Source organism: Bacillus sp. PAMC28571 (genome assembly GCF_014250435.1).
GTDB lineage: Bacteria > Bacillota > Bacilli > Bacillales > Bacillaceae > Bacillus > Bacillus safensis.
Genome location: NZ_CP060191.1, coordinates 970602 through 987908 on the forward strand (window position 1 = coordinate 970602; position 17307 = coordinate 987908).

Consider the following 17307-nt stretch of genomic DNA (forward strand, 5'->3'; position numbering starts at 1 on the left):
TTGAATAGATGAACCCCACCTGTTTGGGATGGGGTATCTGCATCAATACATTCAATATTTGTCTGGTGTAATTTAAATAAATAAAGTTCGTTTATCTTAATATTTAATAATGGTTCTTCCTAAATGTTGGCCATTTTTAATGGCTTCAATTTTTTCAGGTAAAGTATCGAGAGTAATCTCATTGACTAGAGTCGTTTGGGAGATATTCCATTCGTTTGCTATCTCGTTCCAAATTACTTTGCGTTTATTGATTGGTACATTTACAGAATCGATCCCTAGAAGGTTGATCCCTCTTAGAATAAAAGGTAACACAGTTGTTGTTAATTTAATTCCGCCTGCATTCCCGCACATGCTCATACTTCCACCATAAGAAATTTGAGGAATGATCACAGAAGCCACATCTCCTCCTACGGTATCTAAGACGAAGTCAAATTTTTGCTTGTTTAATGGTTTTATTAGCTCTCCTAACTCGTTTGCAAAAATGATATCAGTTGCTCCTATTGATTTTGCTATATCAACTTGATTATCTTTACGCACTAAAGCAAAAATATTTTTATACCCAATTTTAGATAATAATTGTATAGCAATGCTACCAACTCCACCAGTTGACCCTGTAACGAGTATATTAGGTTGATTTTTCGTACTCATACCATTTTCCTGTAAAGCCATGATCGAAAGAGCTGCGGTAAAGCCTGCTGTTCCAAAAATCATTGCTTCTTTTAAAGTCAAGTTATTTGGCAAAGGAACAATCCAATCCGCAGGTACTCTAGCATATTCAGAAAAACCTCCTGTGTGGCTCATGCCCATAGCGAAACCTGTGACAATCACTTGTTGACCCTCTACGAAACGATTATCTGTTGTATGAACGATAGTTCCACTTAGATCAATTCCAGGAATCATAGGATAGTTACGAATAACACCTCCATTTTTTTGAACAGCCAGCATATCTTTATAATTGATTGAAGAATATGCTACTTTAATTAATACTTCTCCTTCAGATAAATCGTTAACACTTACATTTTGAAGATCATAACTAACTTGATCATTTTTTTCTGTAACTAGAATCGCTTTAAATGAATCCATTGTGTATCTTCCTCTCTAAAAATATATTACAACAAAATATTTCTGATACAAAAGTATTTCAATTAAAAAACTACCATGATATTATAGGTGAAGTCAATGTGGGGGAGATAAAATGGAATTATCAGAGTGCATAAATTTTTTACTAAGTGTTAGTCAAAATAAAGTGTTCAAGTACTTTAGTAAACTTTTAGAGGAAAGTGATTTGACACCCGCTCAATATGGTGTGTTGAACTGTCTGTGGAGAGAGGGCCAGCTATCTCCTAAACAAATTGGAGAACGTGTATATTTAGAAGCCTCAACCGTTTCTGGCATTTTAGATAAAATGCAAAAAGCTGACTTAATTGAACGCACAATAGATCCAAACAATCGAAGAAATATTTTAGTAGAGGCTACTCAAAAATCTTTAGTCATTAGAGATCAAGTTGAAGCAGCAACAATTGAGCTGAACAAGACAGCGCTTCAAAACTTGTCAAATGATGATAAGGTTGTACTAAAGAAAGCATTAAGTACCATTATAAATAATTTTCAATGATGTACTTTTATAAACAAATTTCATATTAAATCCATAAATGTTGTAATTGAAGAATCATTAATGTCGTTTAAACGTGCCCGATGCGATGGCATCATGACTTATTTTGCTTTAGATATGGCTCGGCGACTGAGAGATGGAGAATCTCAAAACATATGGGCAAAATGAAAACAGACCATGCATGGTCTGTTTTTTTATGAAGACGATTTGAGGACATTCAGAAAAAGTATTGATGGAAGAAAATCCTTTTTCATACTGATTTCACACTTTTTAATAGTATCAGCATATTCACTTTAAGAGGTTACTTACAAATTATTTAGAATTTTTTGTAAAAATTCTCCTAAATGTAATATGAACTTTACATATTTTCTATTTGTCTATACTTTTCATATCGCTGTTGTAAAAGCTCTTCCGAGGATAATGGTATCAATTTTTTTAGAGATGATTCGATTACAGATTCAATCATTTTTGCCTGTGATTTTATATCATTTTGTGCTCCACCTTTTATTTCAGGGATGATTTCATCAATAATTCCTAACTGTTTTAAATCTTTTGCCGAAATTTTCATACGTTCAGCAGCTTCTGGAGCATACTTAGCGTCCTTCCATAGGATAGATGCTGCTCCTTCTGGCGAAATGACCGAGTACCATGAATACTCTAACATATGGATATGGTTACCGACACTAATGCCAAGAGCTCCACCACTTGATGCCTCTCCAATTACAATACAAACAATTGGCACTTTAAGAGTAGCCATTTCAAATAGATTTCGAGCTATCGCTTCAGAAATTCCACGTTCTTCAGACCCTTTCCCTGGATAGGCGCCTATTGTATCAATAAATGTAATAATAGGGCGATTAAATTTATCAGCTTGTTTCATCAGTCTTAGCGCTTTTCTATATCCTTCTGGATGAGCCATTCCAAAATTTCTCTCTATATTTTCCTTTGTACTTCTACCTCTTTGATGACCAATAACCGTAACGGGCATTCCTTTAAATTTTGCAATACCACCTATCATTGCTTGATCATCACCATATAATCGATCACCATGAAGTTCGAAAAAGTTTGTAAACAATAAAGGTATATAATCCAATGTCGTGGGCCGGTTACGTAGCCTTGCAATTTGAACTCGTTGAAAAGGTGTAAGATTAGAATAAATTTCATCTTGTATTTTATTTAAACGTTTTTCTAATAAATGAATTTCTGACGATAAATCTACATTATTTTCTTTCATCATTTTCTTTAATTCATCAAATTTCTCTTTTAGTTCAATGATAGGACGTTCAAAATCCAAACTCATTTTATCCTCCAAAGGTTATGATTTACCTCACTCTAATCAAAAGACTTAGAAATAGAATTAATAAATAATTCAAAACCATCCACAACTATTTTTTGTTCTGATTCTGATAAATTATTGAGGATACGTTGATAAAATGTAAGGGATTGTTCTCTTAAACGATTAACAGTAATGTGACCTTTTTCTGTGAGGTGCAGAAAAAGTTCTCTTCTATTTTTTTCATTTACTTCACGATAAACAAGCCCCTTTTTTACTAACTTATCTACCAATCTACTTACAGTTGAAGTCTCTAATCTAAGTTTATTGGATAGTTGCCAAACAGTTAATCTTTCCACCTCTAGTTCCTCTAAGGCCATCATTTGAGAAGTGGGTAGAGGTTTTTCAAATGGTCCATTCGGCAAATTTTGAGATTCAAAAACCCCAGTTATTATAATCATTTTCTTAATATCTGATCTTAATTTTAAGGCATCTTCTCTTTTCAAAAAGGTCACCCTCCTACAATTAATGTATCATACATCAATTGTATTATACATGAATATGTTTTTTTCACAAGCTTAACATAAGCCAATGTGACAACATGGACGAGATATTACTTCTTGTGAAATGTGTCTAATTTGTGAAATTAACAATTTCCACAAACTAAAATATATGGAAGTTCAGTCTATAGTAGGTAACATAATATTCATTGTTATGGCGGGTATCTAGTCTCGTAAAAGTGACAAGACTAATCATTTTGAATGAATAGAAGGAGGTTTCATGATTATTGCCATAACTGATGTTACATACGGTAGTAAAGTTAGAGAGCCAAAAGGTGCTCTGCGTTACTACTATACACATGCCTTAGAAATCAAAAAATTCTAAGGAAGAGCTTCTCATCCAAATGGACTTTACAGATAAGCTCTCTAAAAAAATTACACGGAGGTAATAGGAAATGAGAATTAACCACAATATCGCAGCACTTAACACATTAAACCGTTTGTCTGCAAACAACGGTGCGAGCCAAAAGAACATGGAGAAACTTTCTTCTGGTCTTAAAATCAACCGTGCAGGAGATGACGCAGCAGGTCTAGCAATCTCTGAAAAAATGCGTGGGCAAATTCGCGGATTAGAAATGGCATCTAAAAACGCACAAGACGGTATCTCTCTTATCCAAACAGCTGAAGGTGCATTGACTGAAACTCACTCCATCCTTCAACGTGTTCGTGAACTAGTCGTTCAAGCTGGAAATACTGGTACACAGCAAGGTGAAGACTTAGCTGCAATTAAAGATGAGATCACAGCGCTTGTTGAAGAGGTCGATGGTATTTCTAATCGTACTGAGTTTAACGGAAAAAAATTATTAAATGGTACGTTTAATGGAGTAGGTACACCTGGCACACCAGCAATTCCGCCGACAGATCCAGATGATCCAAGTACAGGTACACCTGCAGTCCCAGCAACTCCTGGTGATGCTTTAGTATTCCAAATTGGTGCAAATGCTACACAACAAATTAAGGTAAACATTCAAGATATGAGCGCTGCTGCTTTAGGCGTTACAGACAACGATGGTGCAGTTGAGACAGGTAAGTCTGTTAAAGATATCGATGTATCTAAATTTGAAACAATTGCAGCTGATGACGATGGTGGATTTGATGATCAGTTAGCAATCGTTGATGGGGCTATTAAACAAGTTTCTGCACAGCGTGCTAAACTTGGTGCAGTCCAAAACCGTCTAGAACACACAATCAACAACCTTGGTGCTTCTTCTGAAAACTTAACGGCTGCTGAGTCTCGTATTCGTGACGTTGACATGGCAAAAGAAATGAGTGAGTTCACGAAGAACAACATTCTTTCTCAAGCTTCTCAAGCTATGCTTGCACAAGCGAATCAACAGCCACAAAACGTACTTCAATTATTACGTTAATAAATCAAAAGCCCCTTTATATAGGGGCTTTTTTTGTTAGTCTTTATTCGGTTCGATGCCTCATTTTATTGATCGTTCTAAAAGATGCTTCAACGCCAATAAATACGACAAAGAATATTACTATCCAACTGACCAAATATTCGAGAGTGACTTTTGTATTTCTCAGTGTTGATCATTATCCTGTTTTTAACAAACAGGGAGCTACATAAAGCAGCTCCCTGACAAGTAATCAATCTTTCTAATCTTTCTTTTTTTTGTAGTCTTTTATTAAGCTTGAAACAGTTAAACCCATTACACCAAAAGCTACTACATAAAATAAAATATTTGTTACAGGTGTATCAATTTTTCCTAAAATCAACACAATAGCGATAATAGCGGCAGGTAAAGTAATTAACAGACTTTTTGATGCCTTATTTTCCTGTGTCACTAGCCGAGCACCTCCTTGTTGTTTTCCATTTAGGTGTGTTTTAGTTCATTTTAAAAAACGAACAACATGATGGTTTTAGCAACCCACCATGCTGCATTTTCACTTCCAGTCACTTTAAGAGCGCCTAAGTAAATACCATGTTCAAGAGCGCCTGTATAGTGTTCGAGAGTGATTAGAATGGTTTCTAACCCTGTTACACCGCCTATCATTACTTTCAGTTTAGTTGGTAATTGGTCATAAGCTCCTTTTATTGCTTTTATAGCCGAAGTGAATTTACCGTGTAAAGTAGCTTCTCCGTATGTTTTTGACTGAGCTTCTTTTATTACTTTTTTGAACTTTACTGTTTCTTCTTCATTGAGATTCCAATACTGTGCAATCTCATCTATTGTAGGCTCTTTTGATTGTTGAAAAGAAAATTTTACAGATGAATAAGAAAAGGACTGTTCTTTTTCGAGAGCTTTAGTAGCATTTGCTTCTGCAAAAGGTGTGAATATAAAAACAGAAATTCCTGCAACTGTTGATAAGATTAAACCTTTAGAAGAACTTAGTTTTTCCATAATAAACTCCTACTTTTGAATATATTTTAGACATTAGGCTTTCAAGGAATGTAAGGCTTATTTAGTAATGCAATATTTTGTTTTAGCTGTTAGAAATATTCCTCCTACTCTAATGAATGTTATCATTTGTAAATAAAAGAAGTAAATAGGTTATTTGTTATAAGGTTTGAACGGTACAATATGCATGCATATTGATGAAAAACATGATTAACAAAGAATTTAAACAACAAAGATTAAGAATAAAGAGGTAACATTTTTAGTTCTTAAAAAACGAAGGAATACCGGAGGATAAAAAGCTTATGTAGTAACGGTAGAAGTGAATTAGAGGGTGTCACTGGTAATGACAGAATTCTATACCTCTACCTTGACAGGGTAGAGGTGACGGTTCGATCCAGCTCAAAGAGACCATTGTAAAGAACCCTTCTCTGTTAAAGATTAAAGAAGCAATAAGTAAAAAATATGAAACTATTTTATTTCCTCATCCATCACTTTCTTATATTTTTCAAATTCAGAATCCTTCATTTCTCCGTTCATTTGAAGCAGGAAGTTCCCTTTTGAATATGTGTGAGAGAAGAACATAGATCCAGCATTGCCCAACTCATCATAGTAAGATTTGGCCTGGTTAAGGTCAGTTTCATTTCCAAATTTAAAAATCCTTCCACCAGCATTTTCACCTAAAGAAGGAATGAGAATCCTTTTTCCTTCTTCTCTTATATTTCCAAACTCTTTTTGTTCAAGATCAGTTGGTTTTTCTGCTTCAAGTCCAGCACTTTTGAACGCTTCAATCACGTTGTCTGTTGTGAGCTGTTTTTTAGTAGATGCTGCATTGCTACAAGCTGTTAGCATGATTAAACAAGTAAAAATTAATACAAAAAATTTCTTCATGATTGATCCTCCTGATTATTAGGTGCAAAGAGAATTTTACAATGAGACCCTCCTTTTTACTATCTTTTCGACAAAAATAGACAGCGTTATTGACTAATCAGCCAATGTTATTCTCTCAGTTTGAATAAGTTGAGAAAAGAAAATCTTCAAAAATGATATAGTTTATGTGCATATTATTCTAGGGGGTATACATCTTGAATCCTTTTTGGGAAATTGAAGAAGAAGAAAATTACTACAAGCTAGAAAAGATACATGGAAAGGATATTGCTAAGGCTGAAAAGAAACTTGGAGTCATTTTACCAGATAAATATAAAAAGCTCATATTAGAACAGAATGGGGGTTATACAGTTTATAATGCTTTTCCAACCAATCACTCTAATTCATGGGCTGAGGATCACATTCAATTTAATCACTTGCTGGGAATTTCTGAAGATGAAGGAATTATGGATAGTGCCTATTTAATAAAAGAGTGGGAGTTGCCAGAAGGGCTTGTTCTAATTAGCGGGGATGGCCATACTTGGGTAGCGATGGATTATCGAAAAACGAAAAAGAATCCTCCAATTCATTATTTTGATGTTGAGATGGAAGAAGACTTTAAGTTAGCAGATTCCTTTGATGAATTCATTGAGGGGCTTTATACAGTTGAGTATACTGTTGATGATGAAGCAGCTGAGGGTGAATATGAAATTCCTGAAGATCATTTAAGTAAAGAAGAACTTGAAGCTATATTTGAATTGGACGTCCTTGATGAAGGTAATCTGTATAAAATTCAATATTACCCGATGGTTGATTTGAACGAAATTGAATGGTTTTTTAAAAAGATGCAATATCACATTGAAAATACAAAAGATGAATATAAGCTTTATCAAGTAGCTGATACGATTCTCTGCATTTTCTTATTAAATCAAAATATGCCGATCAACGAAAAAATTAGTGAGATTCTGCATCAAATAGCTAATTTTTTAGAAAAAAATGATGACCCACTGCTAGTGAACTTCGGAGAAAATATTGCGATTGGAACGGAACTTCTATCTTAATAGAACGATCTTAAGTTGTCCTTTATAGAGAAACTATTGGGAATGGCTAAAGAAGCAAAAAGTAAAAAAAGCTGATGAATTTTAAAAAAAGAGTGGCTCTTAAAAGCTACTCTTTTTTATATAGGAACAAACGTTTGTACAACCATGTCATTTTCATTATAATAAGAATTAGATTGACCCCTTCATGAAGCTGGTTGACACTCAGTCAGGTCTTTTTTATATCTACTGGTAAACTCGTTTTCTTTTTATGTAGGGACAGTCAATGTTGCGTAATCTTGAAGGAGGTGATTTGAGATTGAACCTTTGTCAATATCAATGACAAAGTCCCAATTGCCTGTCTGTTTTTTCTTTTATATTTGACTTTTATAACAAGAATAACTTGAGATTGAAAATAGGAAATTGCGGCTAGTCAATAAAAGATTGGTTATCTTATGGCGATAGTATAAGGGGATTTTGGAAGCAATTAAATTCAAAATATAGGCGCCTCATGGAGGAATATGTTAAAAGTAGCAGGATAATAGTCTTATTTGTCGAAAGAGGTAAAAAAGGTGGTTGATTAAAATGTCAGGTAGAGACAAACTCTTCCAAAAAACGGATGAAGAGGTTTTGAATGAAGAAGTTGAAGAACAGGTTACTTTATCGGATGAAGAAAAAGAAACTGAAAAAAGAAACAAAGGTGAACAATTATGGACGGCTGTGCAAGCTGGTGAAACGAAACATCTTATTACAAAAGTAGCTTCTATATTAAATCGTTTCCCAGAAACAAGAAATTCAGATGTAGCATTAATGACAAAGTATTGGGAAGTATTTCAAGATCATAAGGGAAACCAAGTCAGTTTTGAAAAACTTTTTGAACTCGAAAGGCTAACATCTATCGCCAGGACGAGAGCGAAAATCCAAAATGAATATGGTTTGTTTCAAGCTGATAAAAAATATAGGAGATATCGCCAAAGCAAAGAAGAAATTCAAAAAGAATATGAAATAGCAACTAAACCTGCGATTGAATCAATAGACATTTATGCTGATGAGAGCGGTAAAAATGATGATTTTGCGATAGTGGGTAGTATATGGATACTTGCAGGTGGCGGGATATTAAATGCTCGACTAGCGGATTGGTCGCAAGAGCAAAAACAAATTGATAGCACTGTACCAAACGAATTTCATTTTAATAAAATTAAGAACAATGGAAATAATATACTGTTGTATAAAGATTTTTTCAATTTAGTAATGTCTGAAGGTCATATGAGTAGTTTTAAAGCAATTGCGGTGAATAAAACAAAAATAACCAAACCAATAGATGAAATAATTACTGAGCTTTTTTATCAGTTAGTTCGAAAGGGAGTAGAACATGAAAAAAATACTGGTAGAATAGGATTGCCCAAACAGATTAAATATTTTAAAGATAAAGAAGATGGTGAAAGCGCTTTAAGGCTTAGTCAGATTCAGCAATCATTGATAGATAACTTTAAATTACATTATGAAGATGAACTTACATTAAATGCTTTTATGTCTATAGACTCTCGCACTAGTAGATTAATCCAAGTAGCCGATTTGTTTACCGGTGCAATTAATCGAAGACTGAATCATCAAAGAAAAAATCCAAGTCAATTGAACGCAAAAGATGAATTTGCTTCCTATGTATACGACCTACTAAATATTGTTGAAATTTCATCTTCATCACATACACTAGAAGAACCTCATGATGAACTAACTAACGATCAATCTGTTATATATGTATTTGACTAGAAATGGGCTATAAGAAATGCAAGAACCCTAATAAATATCTATGTAGCAAAATTAGATCCTTAAAAATTCAATGAGAAATTTAAAAGTTAATTTGTGTTTAACAATCATGCAAAAAGCAAAAATCATCATGACAAATAATATTGGGTATATATCGAATTATTCTTTGGAATCAGCCAACAATTTTGAAGCGGGTGTGATTATTGAAGACGAACATGCTATTTTTCAAATAAAAGATATCATTGATGAAGAAGTGGAGATTGTGGCGGAACAATATTATGCTTACGATATGCTTCCTTTGATTTTCTAACGAGGGAGCTAGAAAAATCAGAACTATTCTAAGTGGAAGAATTTAGGTGTTATAGGAAATTCATAGGATTGCACAAGGTGAATATTATAAAAGTGCTGATATTTTATATAGATAAAAAGATTATTGAAACATATGCACACTTTCAAGAAAAATTAGAAAGAACTGTAACGTTATTGATTTAAGAAATTGAAAGTAACTCGCCTATTAGAGAATTAATGAATGAGGAAGATGAACTAATTGAGAAGTTGGCGAATCTTCAGGAGTTAATTTGCAAATATGAGATAGAACCAGCTGTCATTGAGTTTCTAGAGTTTGATAAAGCCGGGTATATAGATGACCTTATGCAAGAAAATGTGATTTATATGACAGAAGATGTTTTAGATGATTATGTAGAAGATTTTATCCAACAAGCATTTGAAATTAAGCATGAACGATCTATTAACGCACAGGATGGGTCTATCAATTTTGATTCCTTTTTAATGCAAGCTACTCAAATGATGATGGACAGGGTAGATGAATTACGAGGAATAATTAATGAGCGAATTGACAATACACAAAGCGTTCGCACAGCACACCAATTAACCGATCCTTCCCTTCATTTAATTATATTTTAGCTACTGCAATCGGAATTTCTGCATATCTTTTATGAACTAAGAACCTTATACAAAATAAGAGAAATACGGTAATAGTTGAAAATTTAAATAAATTTCTTCTTTTACTAATTGGACAATCAAATATGGCGGGGCGCGGCTTCAAACATGAAGTGCCTCCGATTTATAATGAAAGAATTATGATGCTGCGAAATGGTAGATGGCAAATGATGACTGAGCCCATTCATTTTGATAGGCCGGTAGCTGGCGTAGGACTAGCGGCTTCCTTTGCGGAGGCTTGGTGTATGGATCATGAAGGAGAAAAGATTGGCCTTATTCCTTGTGCAGAGGGTGGCAGTTCCATTGATGAGTGGTCGCAGGATGGAGCATTATTTCGTCATGCTATAAGTGAAGCTAAATTCGCAAAGGAAAATAGCGAATTGGTCGGGATATTATGGCATCAAGGAGAAAGCGACAGCCAAGATGGGAAATACAAAGAATACTATGAAAAAATAATAAGATTATTTCATGAACTAAGAACTGAATTATCTGTACCTAACATTCCGCTTGTAATAGGAGGCTTGGGCGATTTCTTGGGAAAAACAGCATTTGGCGCAGGGTGTGTGGAATATGAACTGATGAATGAAGAACTAAAAAATATGCACATCATCATGAAAATTGTTATTATGTTACTGCCAAAGGCCTTGCACCTAACCCAGCCGGAATTCACATCAATGCGATGTCTCAGAGAATATTTGGTATAAGATATTATGAAGCATTTCGAAAAAAAGAACATATACATGAACCATTACCAAATGAATATGAGTTAGTGAATGAATGTCATAATAGAATGCATACCTCAGCGGAGAAAACATATATAGCACTAGAAAAATTCACGTTGGGCAAGATGACTTACGAAGAGTTGCTGAAGGTTTTATCGTAGGCTAAGTGATAGACTGAAATATAATATATCTCTTGAAAGGATGATTGTGGTGGTGAAAGCAGATAAAGTTTCCTCCTGAATACAGTAAATCACATTCAGGAGGAGATAAAAATGTTTAAACAAATAGACGAAAATTATCCGAGAAAAGAGCACTTTCATCATTATATGAAGGTAACCCGATGCTCATATAGCTTGGTGATCGATCTAGACATCACGAAACTGCATTCAATATTAAAAGAAAAAAAGTTAAAAGTATATCCTGTGCAAGTTTATTTGTTAGCAAGAGCTGTGCAAAAAATACCGGAGTTTCGGATGGATCTAGTAAACGATGAACTTGGTCATTGGGAACTTCTCCATCCTAGTTATACGATTCTAAATAAAGAAACAAAGACATTTTCAAGTATTTGGACGCCTTATGACGAAAACTTTGCTCAGTTTTATAAAAGCTGTGTGGCCGACATTGAAACATTTAGCAAAAGCAGCAACCTATTTCCGAAACCTCATATGCCAGAGAACATGTTCAATATTTCAAGTCTACCTTGGATTGATTTTACTTCTTTTAACCTTAATGTATCTACAAAAGAGACTTATTTACTGCCAATATTTACGATAGGCAAATTTAAAGTGGAAGAAGGGAAAATAATTTTGCCTGTTGCGATTCAAGTACATCATGCTGTTTGTGATGGCTATCACGTCGGTCAATATGTGGAATATTTGAGGTGGCTTATTGAACATTGTGACGAGTGGTTAAATGATTCAATGCCAATTACCTGAAGACAAAAGGTATGCTCATGGAAATCTAGAAGATGCAGACTGAAATGAGTCTGCCTTTTTGTTTTGTGATGAGAATGAAAATGTTCCAAAGGTTTACTGAGGCTATATTTGTTCTTTTTGCGGTTTCTTTTCGGTGCTTTGTAAATTCTTGTATGTGATAATAAATGTCATATAAGGGAGTTCAGTGGAAGGGGAATAAGGGATGGAGAAAGTTCTTTCTTCACATGTAGGTGTGAAAATAAATGAATGGTATAAAATGATTCGGCAATTCAGTGTACCTGATGCAGAGATTTTGAAAGCTGAAGTCGAACGAGAAATTGAGCGAATGGAAGAGGATCAAGACCTACTCATTTATTATCAATTAATGTGTTTTCGACACCAGCTTATGCTCGATTATATTAAACCTTCAGAAAAACGATCGCCTTCTGTTTCTGATTTGGTTGATAAAATTGAAAACTCAAATCATCAACTTTCTGGCATGCTGCAATACTATAATGCTTTTTTTAGAGGAATGTATGAGTTTAGTAAGAAAGAATACATACAGGCTATCCAATATTATAAGATCGCTGAAAGGCAGCTCGCATTGGTTGTCGATGATATTGAGCAAGCGGAGTTTCACTTCAAGGTGGCTGAAGCCTACTATATTATGAAACAAACTCATGTTTCTATGCATCATATTATAAAGGCCTTAGACATCTATAAGCAGCATGAACAATATAAAGTTCGCCAAATACAAAGCTTGATTGTTATTGCAGGAAATTATGATGATTTCAAGCGATATGACAAGTCATTAGAGCATCTAAATACAGCTTTTTCTATAGCAGAAGAGCTCGCCGATAATATGTTAATTGCTAAAATTCTATTGAACATAGCGAATACATATGATCGACAACAAAAGTACACTGAAGCAATCATACGCTACAGAGAAGTTTTAGACATTATTACACCACGAAGTATTGATATAAAACCAATCACCCTATTTAGTTTAAGTTGGTCGTTGTATAAGTCTAGTCAACATGATGAAGCCGCTCCACTCGTAGAAGATGGTCTTAAGTGCTCCTTAGAGAGAAATGATTCATTGTGTTTGATGTTATTTAAAGCTTTAAAAGCGATTTATATAAATGCTAATGAGAAAGCCATTCAAGAAGTGCTAGATTATTTTGAGGAAAAGCAACTATATGTCTATGTCGAGGCATTTGCTCAAAGTATAGGATTATCTTCTGAAAAAAAGGGGGACTTTGAAAAAGCTGCCGAATATTATAGAAAGGCTCTTAAAGCTCAAAATGATATTCAAAAAGGAGAGTGTCTGTATGATTATTAAAAAATTACTAGTCATTGTATCCATTGTATTGTTAAGTGTTTCAACAGCAGAAACTTTGAAAATCATTGAAACAAAATCAATTCGGAATACAACAATGGAGGAACAACAAAAATCAAATCGAAATACGACTATCATTGATCGAAATACAACCTCTGAAAACGTATAGACAAGATTAAAACAGACTTTAATAGTCTGTTTTTTTATGAAGTAGAATGGCGAATGAATAGTTGGTCAATGTTATACTTATCTCAATAGATATAGGGAGGCATCCACTTTGAAACCTTTTTGGGAGAAAGAAGAAGCGAGTCCTTTCACGTTAGAAAAGATAGATGAGGAAAAAATTCGTGAAGCAGAGGGAAGACTTGGTGTCGCTTTACCTGATACATATAAAAAGCTCATCTTAGAATGGAATGGTGGCTTTACAGTTCGTAATGCGTTTCCAACGGGACAACCGAATTCATGGGCTGAGGATCATGTTCAATTTGACCATCTAAGAGGAATCGCCAAAGATGATGGCATCATGAATAGTTCCCAGTTAAGTGATGAATTGGAGCTGCCGGAGGGACTTGTGATCATCAGCGGAGAGGAAGATACATGGATCGCAATGGATTATCGAAAAACGAAGGAACACCCGCCTATTCACTATTTTGATTTAGAAATGGGAGTCGATTTTAAGCTGGCGGATACTTTCGATGATTTTATTGAGCAGTTATATTCAGCTGAAGATGTGATGGTCGAGGTAGTAGAGATTGATGATGAATCTTCTGAATTATATATAAGTAGAGAAGAGCTTGAACAAATTTTTGAAAGACAAGACCTTCGTCAGCAGAATCTTTTTAAAATGGCACATTATCCGATGGAAGAAATTGAAGAGATTGAATGGTTTTTCGATCGTATGAAACAATGCATCAAACAGATAAAAGATCAAAATGTCTTGTACGAAGCAGCCACGACTGTTCACTCCATTCTTTTGTTAAATCCTGATATGCCAAGGAATGACCGTATCAATAAAGAGCTGCAAGAAATAGCGGAGTTTCTAGAAGATAGTGGAGAGTCTCTTACCACTCTTTTAGGAGAAGACATTCATCCAGTGAAAAAACCATAGTAAAATCAAAAAGCCCTTAAAAGGGCTTTTTGATTTTAGTTTGGGATTTCTTTTTATGTAAAGTGTTGATGATGAATAATGCAATAAAAGAAGTAATGAATGAGAATAAAGTGTAAACAATGGCCCAGCCTAAAAAGGAGGTATTAAAAAGTGTAAATGTCAGGATGAATAATATCATAAAGCTCAAAACTGGCATGAAATAAATCTTTTGTATAAATAATGTGACGATAAATGAAACGACGATAATACTTATTGGAAGCAAGCCGAATGCGAATTCTAAATGAGTCATATCAATTCTCCCTTTAGATTACTTAAATCATTCTATATCTCTAAAAAAACTCATGCTGACTTCTCCCATATGTGGGGATTTTGAGTTTAATTGCGAGAAATAAATTAATGATTTATATCATAACATTATTGATGACATTTATGTATTAATATGGAATGTATTAATAAACTTATTATCTAATGATCTTGAACTCTCCTTACCTAGCTACAGTGATCATCGTACTTGTATTCAGTCTGTAAGTATGCAATTAGCCATCTTACGGAAAGTATTGAGAGTATTATAGAAAAGGTCTTTTTTTATATAGTAGGTTGATTAAAAGCGGTTTTGAATTTTTTTATCTGTCTTGAGGTATGAGTTACAATCTATCCAAAATCCATTAGAATAAAGAAAATGGATAAAGGAGCAACCACATGAATTTCAATTTAAATGAAGCTTTAGATATGTTGAGTCGAACTCCTCACACGTTAGAAAGTCTTTTGTCCGGTTTATCGAAGGATTGGCTTCACAGCAGTGAAGGGGAGGGAACGTGGAATCCGATTGAAGTCATTGAGCATTTGATTGAAGCAGAAAAATTCAATTGGATTCCTCGATTAAATGTGATTCTTGCTGATGGAGAGAATACACCATTTCCTGCGTTTGACCGATACTCTCATTTGAACCAATCTGAAAGACAGATAGAGCAAGCACTATCTGAGTTTCAGCATGTGCGGATGGAGAATGTGGCATACATTCAACGCATGACACAATCAGGCCTTGATTTAGAGAAAAAGGGCGTCCATCCGGAGTTTGGGGTCGTGCAAGTGAGCGAATTACTTTCTGCGTGGGTTGTCCATGACTTCACACATATGTCCCAGATTGTTCGGGTCATGGCGGAACGATATCGAGCCGATGTGGGCCCGTGGAGCGCTTATTTAGGAATTTTGAATAGGAAATAAATGTTTAATGACGCCTAGCGGCCCACTCAGATTGAAGCATGGCATATTGGTATTCATCGACCCAATGCCCCTTCGACATATAATTTTGCAGCAAATGTCCTTCGCGTCTCATTTCTAAACGTTCCAGCACTCGAATGGATTTTTCGTTGCGCACATCTGTAAAGGCAATGATTTTATGTTTGTTCAGTGTCATAAAAATATATTCGAAGATTGAACTGAGAGCTTCATGAATATAGCCCATTCCTTGGTATTCAGGCGCGAGTGTAAAACCTATTTCAACAATTCTTGGCTCACTGTCAAGCGTATGAATGGCGCAATCTCCTATCAGCTGATTGGAGTCAGATAAGGCAATTGCGTATTGAAACCACGTCCCCGGTTGATTAGGTTTTTGTGTCATTTGATGTTGAACAAATGATTCAGCATCTTCGTATGTGTAGTTTTCCCAAGATTGAAATTTTGCTATAGAAGGATTTGCTCGATATTGATAAAATGCTTCAATATCCTGTCTATCAAATTGGCGAATAACAACCCGGTTTGTTCTTGTAAATATGCTGTTTGCATTCTTCATGTGTTTACCTCACTTTTTTTAGTTTGTTCTTGATTTGAAAAAGTCTATCAGCCATTCAGATAGCTGCTGTTGTGCTTTGCTGACAAATCGATCTGCATAATAAATTAATTCCAAGTGACGGACAGGTGCTGGCTCAGCAATAGGAATCGAAACAATATTGGGCCACGTCGAATGTTGTTTTAGTAATCCTCTTGGCTGAATGGTTGCGCCGATTCCCGCTTCAACCAGCTGCAATAGCGAAGATGCAGACCCAACCTCCATGGCAGTGTCCAGTTCAACACCCTGTTCTTTACATACGTCATCTACTAAATCCCTTCCTAGATATCCCTTTGGATACATGACCAACGCATGCTGAGCCAGCTCTTTTAATGTCACTTCACTTTTTTGGGCCAAATCACTTTCTGAATTAACAAATAATTCGTAAGGCTCACTTCCAAGTGGAATTTGAACGAGCCGTTTATCCGCAGGCCCTCGCAGCCCGATGCCGAGATCTACTTTATGCGAAAGGACTTCATCACGAACGAAAATATTTGAATATGCCTTCAGATTGGTTTCGGGGTAAAGTGTTTTAAATTCTACAAAAAGTGGCACCAGCTGAAAATCAAGATCGGAGGGGAGTACTGCGAGACGAACGGTTCCTCGTTTTTCTGATAATAGTTCTTTCATCGCATTTTTTGCATCTCTTTCAGCTTGAAGCATTTTCATGCCATATTGATAAAGAAGCGAACCAGCTTCGGTGGCCACGACTTTTTTGCCGATTCGATCAAAGAGCGGCATCCCAACTTCTGCTTCAAGCAGTCGAATTTGCTGGCTAAGTGTAGGCTGTGATATGCCTAGCTGCTCAGCAGCCTTTGTAAAATGCAAATGATGATATACAGCCATAAAATAGGTAATATGCCGGGTATCCATTTGTCCTCCTTTCATAAACGATAGTCTTTTCCTATCATCATAATACGATTTATTGTATTGATCAATGAATGAAGCAGATTTATACTCAAAGTAACCTTAATA

The 17307-nt window shown here is 35.1% G+C and carries 21 protein-coding genes; 12 read left to right on the top strand and 9 right to left on the bottom strand.

The features are described 5' to 3' along the window. Positions 1 to 96: 96 nt before the first annotated feature. On the bottom strand, positions 97 to 1083 hold the full coding sequence (locus tag H7F25_RS04680; RefSeq protein ID WP_103132080.1) for a YhdH/YhfP family quinone oxidoreductase: 987 nt from the start codon (positions 1081 to 1083) through the stop codon (positions 97 to 99). Positions 1084 to 1195: 112 nt separating this feature from the next. Between H7F25_RS04680 and H7F25_RS04685 the strand changes: the two genes are divergently transcribed. Next, on the top strand, positions 1196 to 1615 hold the full coding sequence (locus H7F25_RS04685; RefSeq protein ID WP_103132079.1) for a MarR family winged helix-turn-helix transcriptional regulator: 420 nt from the start codon (positions 1196 to 1198) through the stop codon (positions 1613 to 1615). Positions 1616 to 1970: 355 nt separating this feature from the next. Here the strand turns inward: H7F25_RS04685 and H7F25_RS04690 are convergent, their stop codons facing one another. Both H7F25_RS04690 and H7F25_RS04695 read right to left on the bottom strand, forming a co-directional pair. Next, entirely contained in the window at positions 1971 to 2912 is a 942-nt protein-coding gene (locus H7F25_RS04690; RefSeq protein ID WP_185854335.1) for an acetyl-CoA carboxylase carboxyltransferase subunit alpha, read from the bottom strand. 32 nt (positions 2913 to 2944) lie between these two features. Continuing rightward, the gene (locus tag H7F25_RS04695) at positions 2945 to 3391 is read right to left on the bottom strand and encodes a MarR family winged helix-turn-helix transcriptional regulator (protein WP_185854336.1); all 447 of its coding nucleotides are present in this window, start codon (positions 3389 to 3391) and stop codon (positions 2945 to 2947) included. Between the two features lie 449 nt (positions 3392 to 3840). Here H7F25_RS04695 and hag point away from each other — a divergent pair, with 449 nt between their 5' ends. Beyond that, on the top strand, positions 3841 to 4812 hold the full coding sequence (gene hag, locus H7F25_RS04700; RefSeq protein WP_151039300.1) for a flagellin Hag: 972 nt from the start codon (positions 3841 to 3843) through the stop codon (positions 4810 to 4812). A 238-nt stretch (positions 4813 to 5050) separates the two neighbouring features. On the opposite strand, the gene H7F25_RS04705 is transcribed toward hag, so the two are convergent. The 3 genes from H7F25_RS04705 to H7F25_RS04715 all read right to left on the bottom strand — a co-directional run bounded on the left by H7F25_RS04705 (position 5051) and on the right by H7F25_RS04715 (position 6642). Further along, positions 5051 to 5239 (bottom strand): hypothetical protein, encoded by a 189-nt coding sequence (locus H7F25_RS04705; protein WP_044335953.1) that lies wholly within the window; start codon positions 5237 to 5239, stop codon positions 5051 to 5053. 50 nt (positions 5240 to 5289) lie between these two features. Continuing rightward, positions 5290 to 5796, bottom strand: coding sequence for a hypothetical protein (locus H7F25_RS04710; protein WP_044335955.1), 507 nt, complete (start codon positions 5794 to 5796; stop codon positions 5290 to 5292). Positions 5797 to 6261: 465 nt separating this feature from the next. Then, on the bottom strand, positions 6262 to 6642 hold the full coding sequence (locus H7F25_RS04715; RefSeq protein ID WP_370880878.1) for a stress protein: 381 nt from the start codon (positions 6640 to 6642) through the stop codon (positions 6262 to 6264). A gap of 233 nt (positions 6643 to 6875) precedes the next feature. Between H7F25_RS04715 and H7F25_RS04720 the strand changes: the two genes are divergently transcribed. The 9 genes from H7F25_RS04720 (at position 6876) to H7F25_RS04760 (ending at position 14504) form a co-directional block, all read left to right on the top strand. Further along, on the top strand, positions 6876 to 7718 hold the full coding sequence (locus H7F25_RS04720) for an SMI1/KNR4 family protein (RefSeq protein ID WP_185854337.1): 843 nt from the start codon (positions 6876 to 6878) through the stop codon (positions 7716 to 7718). A 561-nt stretch (positions 7719 to 8279) separates the two neighbouring features. Then, on the top strand, positions 8280 to 9464 hold the full coding sequence (locus H7F25_RS04725) for a DUF3800 domain-containing protein (protein WP_185854338.1): 1185 nt from the start codon (positions 8280 to 8282) through the stop codon (positions 9462 to 9464). Between the two features lie 106 nt (positions 9465 to 9570). Then, positions 9571 to 9771: a hypothetical protein gene (locus H7F25_RS04730; RefSeq protein WP_149125740.1), complete on the top strand. Its 201-nt coding sequence runs from the start codon at positions 9571 to 9573 to the stop codon at positions 9769 to 9771. Between the two features lie 215 nt (positions 9772 to 9986). After that, a complete protein-coding gene (locus H7F25_RS04735; protein ID WP_149125739.1) occupies positions 9987 to 10385 on the top strand; it encodes a hypothetical protein in 399 nt (132 codons plus the stop codon). A gap of 122 nt (positions 10386 to 10507) precedes the next feature. Then, complete coding sequence (locus H7F25_RS04740; RefSeq protein WP_149125738.1) at positions 10508 to 11125, top strand: sialate O-acetylesterase; 618 nt, start codon at positions 10508 to 10510, stop codon at positions 11123 to 11125. A 290-nt stretch (positions 11126 to 11415) separates the two neighbouring features. Further along, entirely contained in the window at positions 11416 to 12078 is a 663-nt protein-coding gene (catA, locus tag H7F25_RS04745) for a type A chloramphenicol O-acetyltransferase (RefSeq protein WP_185854339.1), read from the top strand. A 202-nt stretch (positions 12079 to 12280) separates the two neighbouring features. Next, complete coding sequence (locus H7F25_RS04750) at positions 12281 to 13399, top strand: Rap family tetratricopeptide repeat protein (protein ID WP_056766197.1); 1119 nt, start codon at positions 12281 to 12283, stop codon at positions 13397 to 13399. Continuing rightward, on the top strand, positions 13389 to 13565 hold the full coding sequence (locus tag H7F25_RS04755) for a RapH phosphatase inhibitor (protein WP_103132076.1): 177 nt from the start codon (positions 13389 to 13391) through the stop codon (positions 13563 to 13565). The genes H7F25_RS04750 and H7F25_RS04755 overlap by 11 nt, the downstream gene beginning before the upstream one ends. 108 nt (positions 13566 to 13673) lie before the next feature. Further along, positions 13674 to 14504, top strand: a complete 831-nt coding sequence (locus H7F25_RS04760) for an SMI1/KNR4 family protein (protein WP_185854340.1) — start codon at positions 13674 to 13676, stop codon at positions 14502 to 14504. A gap of 16 nt (positions 14505 to 14520) precedes the next feature. Here the strand turns inward: H7F25_RS04760 and H7F25_RS04765 are convergent, their stop codons facing one another. Beyond that, positions 14521 to 14793, bottom strand: a complete 273-nt coding sequence (locus H7F25_RS04765) for a DUF2651 family protein (protein WP_185854341.1) — start codon at positions 14791 to 14793, stop codon at positions 14521 to 14523. Positions 14794 to 15203: 410 nt separating this feature from the next. Here H7F25_RS04765 and H7F25_RS04770 point away from each other — a divergent pair, with 410 nt between their 5' ends. After that, complete coding sequence (locus H7F25_RS04770) at positions 15204 to 15728, top strand: DinB family protein (protein WP_133743930.1); 525 nt, start codon at positions 15204 to 15206, stop codon at positions 15726 to 15728. Positions 15729 to 15732: 4 nt separating this feature from the next. Here the strand turns inward: H7F25_RS04770 and H7F25_RS04775 are convergent, their stop codons facing one another. Both H7F25_RS04775 and H7F25_RS04780 read right to left on the bottom strand, forming a co-directional pair. Beyond that, a complete protein-coding gene (locus H7F25_RS04775; protein WP_133743929.1) occupies positions 15733 to 16296 on the bottom strand; it encodes a GNAT family N-acetyltransferase in 564 nt (187 codons plus the stop codon). Positions 16297 to 16314: 18 nt separating this feature from the next. Next, on the bottom strand, positions 16315 to 17220 hold the full coding sequence (locus H7F25_RS04780) for a LysR family transcriptional regulator (protein WP_185854342.1): 906 nt from the start codon (positions 17218 to 17220) through the stop codon (positions 16315 to 16317). Between the last annotated feature and the right edge of the window lie 87 nt (positions 17221 to 17307).

Bases quoted from the DNA above. Each gene is read 5' to 3' on its own strand.
- H7F25_RS04680 (WP_103132080.1), bottom strand. From the start codon at position 1,083: ATGGATTCATTTAAAGCGATTCTAGTTACAGAAAAAAATGATCAAGTT.
- H7F25_RS04685 (WP_103132079.1), top strand. From the start codon at position 1,196: ATGGAATTATCAGAGTGCATAAATTTTTTACTAAGTGTTAGTCAAAAT.
- H7F25_RS04690 (WP_185854335.1), bottom strand. From the start codon at position 2,912: ATGAGTTTGGATTTTGAACGTCCTATCATTGAACTAAAAGAGAAATTT.
- hag (WP_151039300.1), top strand. From the start codon at position 3,841: ATGAGAATTAACCACAATATCGCAGCACTTAACACATTAAACCGTTTG.
- H7F25_RS04710 (WP_044335955.1), bottom strand. From the start codon at position 5,796: ATGGAAAAACTAAGTTCTTCTAAAGGTTTAATCTTATCAACAGTTGCA.
- H7F25_RS04715 (WP_370880878.1), bottom strand. From the start codon at position 6,642: ATGCTAACAGCTTGTAGCAATGCAGCATCTACTAAAAAACAGCTCACA.
- H7F25_RS04725 (WP_185854338.1), top strand. From the start codon at position 8,280: ATGTCAGGTAGAGACAAACTCTTCCAAAAAACGGATGAAGAGGTTTTG.
- H7F25_RS04730 (WP_149125740.1), top strand. From the start codon at position 9,571: ATGCAAAAAGCAAAAATCATCATGACAAATAATATTGGGTATATATCG.
- H7F25_RS04735 (WP_149125739.1), top strand. From the start codon at position 9,987: ATGAATGAGGAAGATGAACTAATTGAGAAGTTGGCGAATCTTCAGGAG.
- H7F25_RS04740 (WP_149125738.1), top strand. From the start codon at position 10,508: ATGGCGGGGCGCGGCTTCAAACATGAAGTGCCTCCGATTTATAATGAA.
- catA (WP_185854339.1), top strand. From the start codon at position 11,416: ATGTTTAAACAAATAGACGAAAATTATCCGAGAAAAGAGCACTTTCAT.
- H7F25_RS04750 (WP_056766197.1), top strand. From the start codon at position 12,281: ATGGAGAAAGTTCTTTCTTCACATGTAGGTGTGAAAATAAATGAATGG.
- H7F25_RS04755 (WP_103132076.1), top strand. From the start codon at position 13,389: ATGATTATTAAAAAATTACTAGTCATTGTATCCATTGTATTGTTAAGT.
- H7F25_RS04765 (WP_185854341.1), bottom strand. From the start codon at position 14,793: ATGACTCATTTAGAATTCGCATTCGGCTTGCTTCCAATAAGTATTATC.
- H7F25_RS04770 (WP_133743930.1), top strand. From the start codon at position 15,204: ATGAATTTCAATTTAAATGAAGCTTTAGATATGTTGAGTCGAACTCCT.
- H7F25_RS04775 (WP_133743929.1), bottom strand. From the start codon at position 16,296: ATGAAGAATGCAAACAGCATATTTACAAGAACAAACCGGGTTGTTATT.
- H7F25_RS04780 (WP_185854342.1), bottom strand. From the start codon at position 17,220: ATGAAAGGAGGACAAATGGATACCCGGCATATTACCTATTTTATGGCT.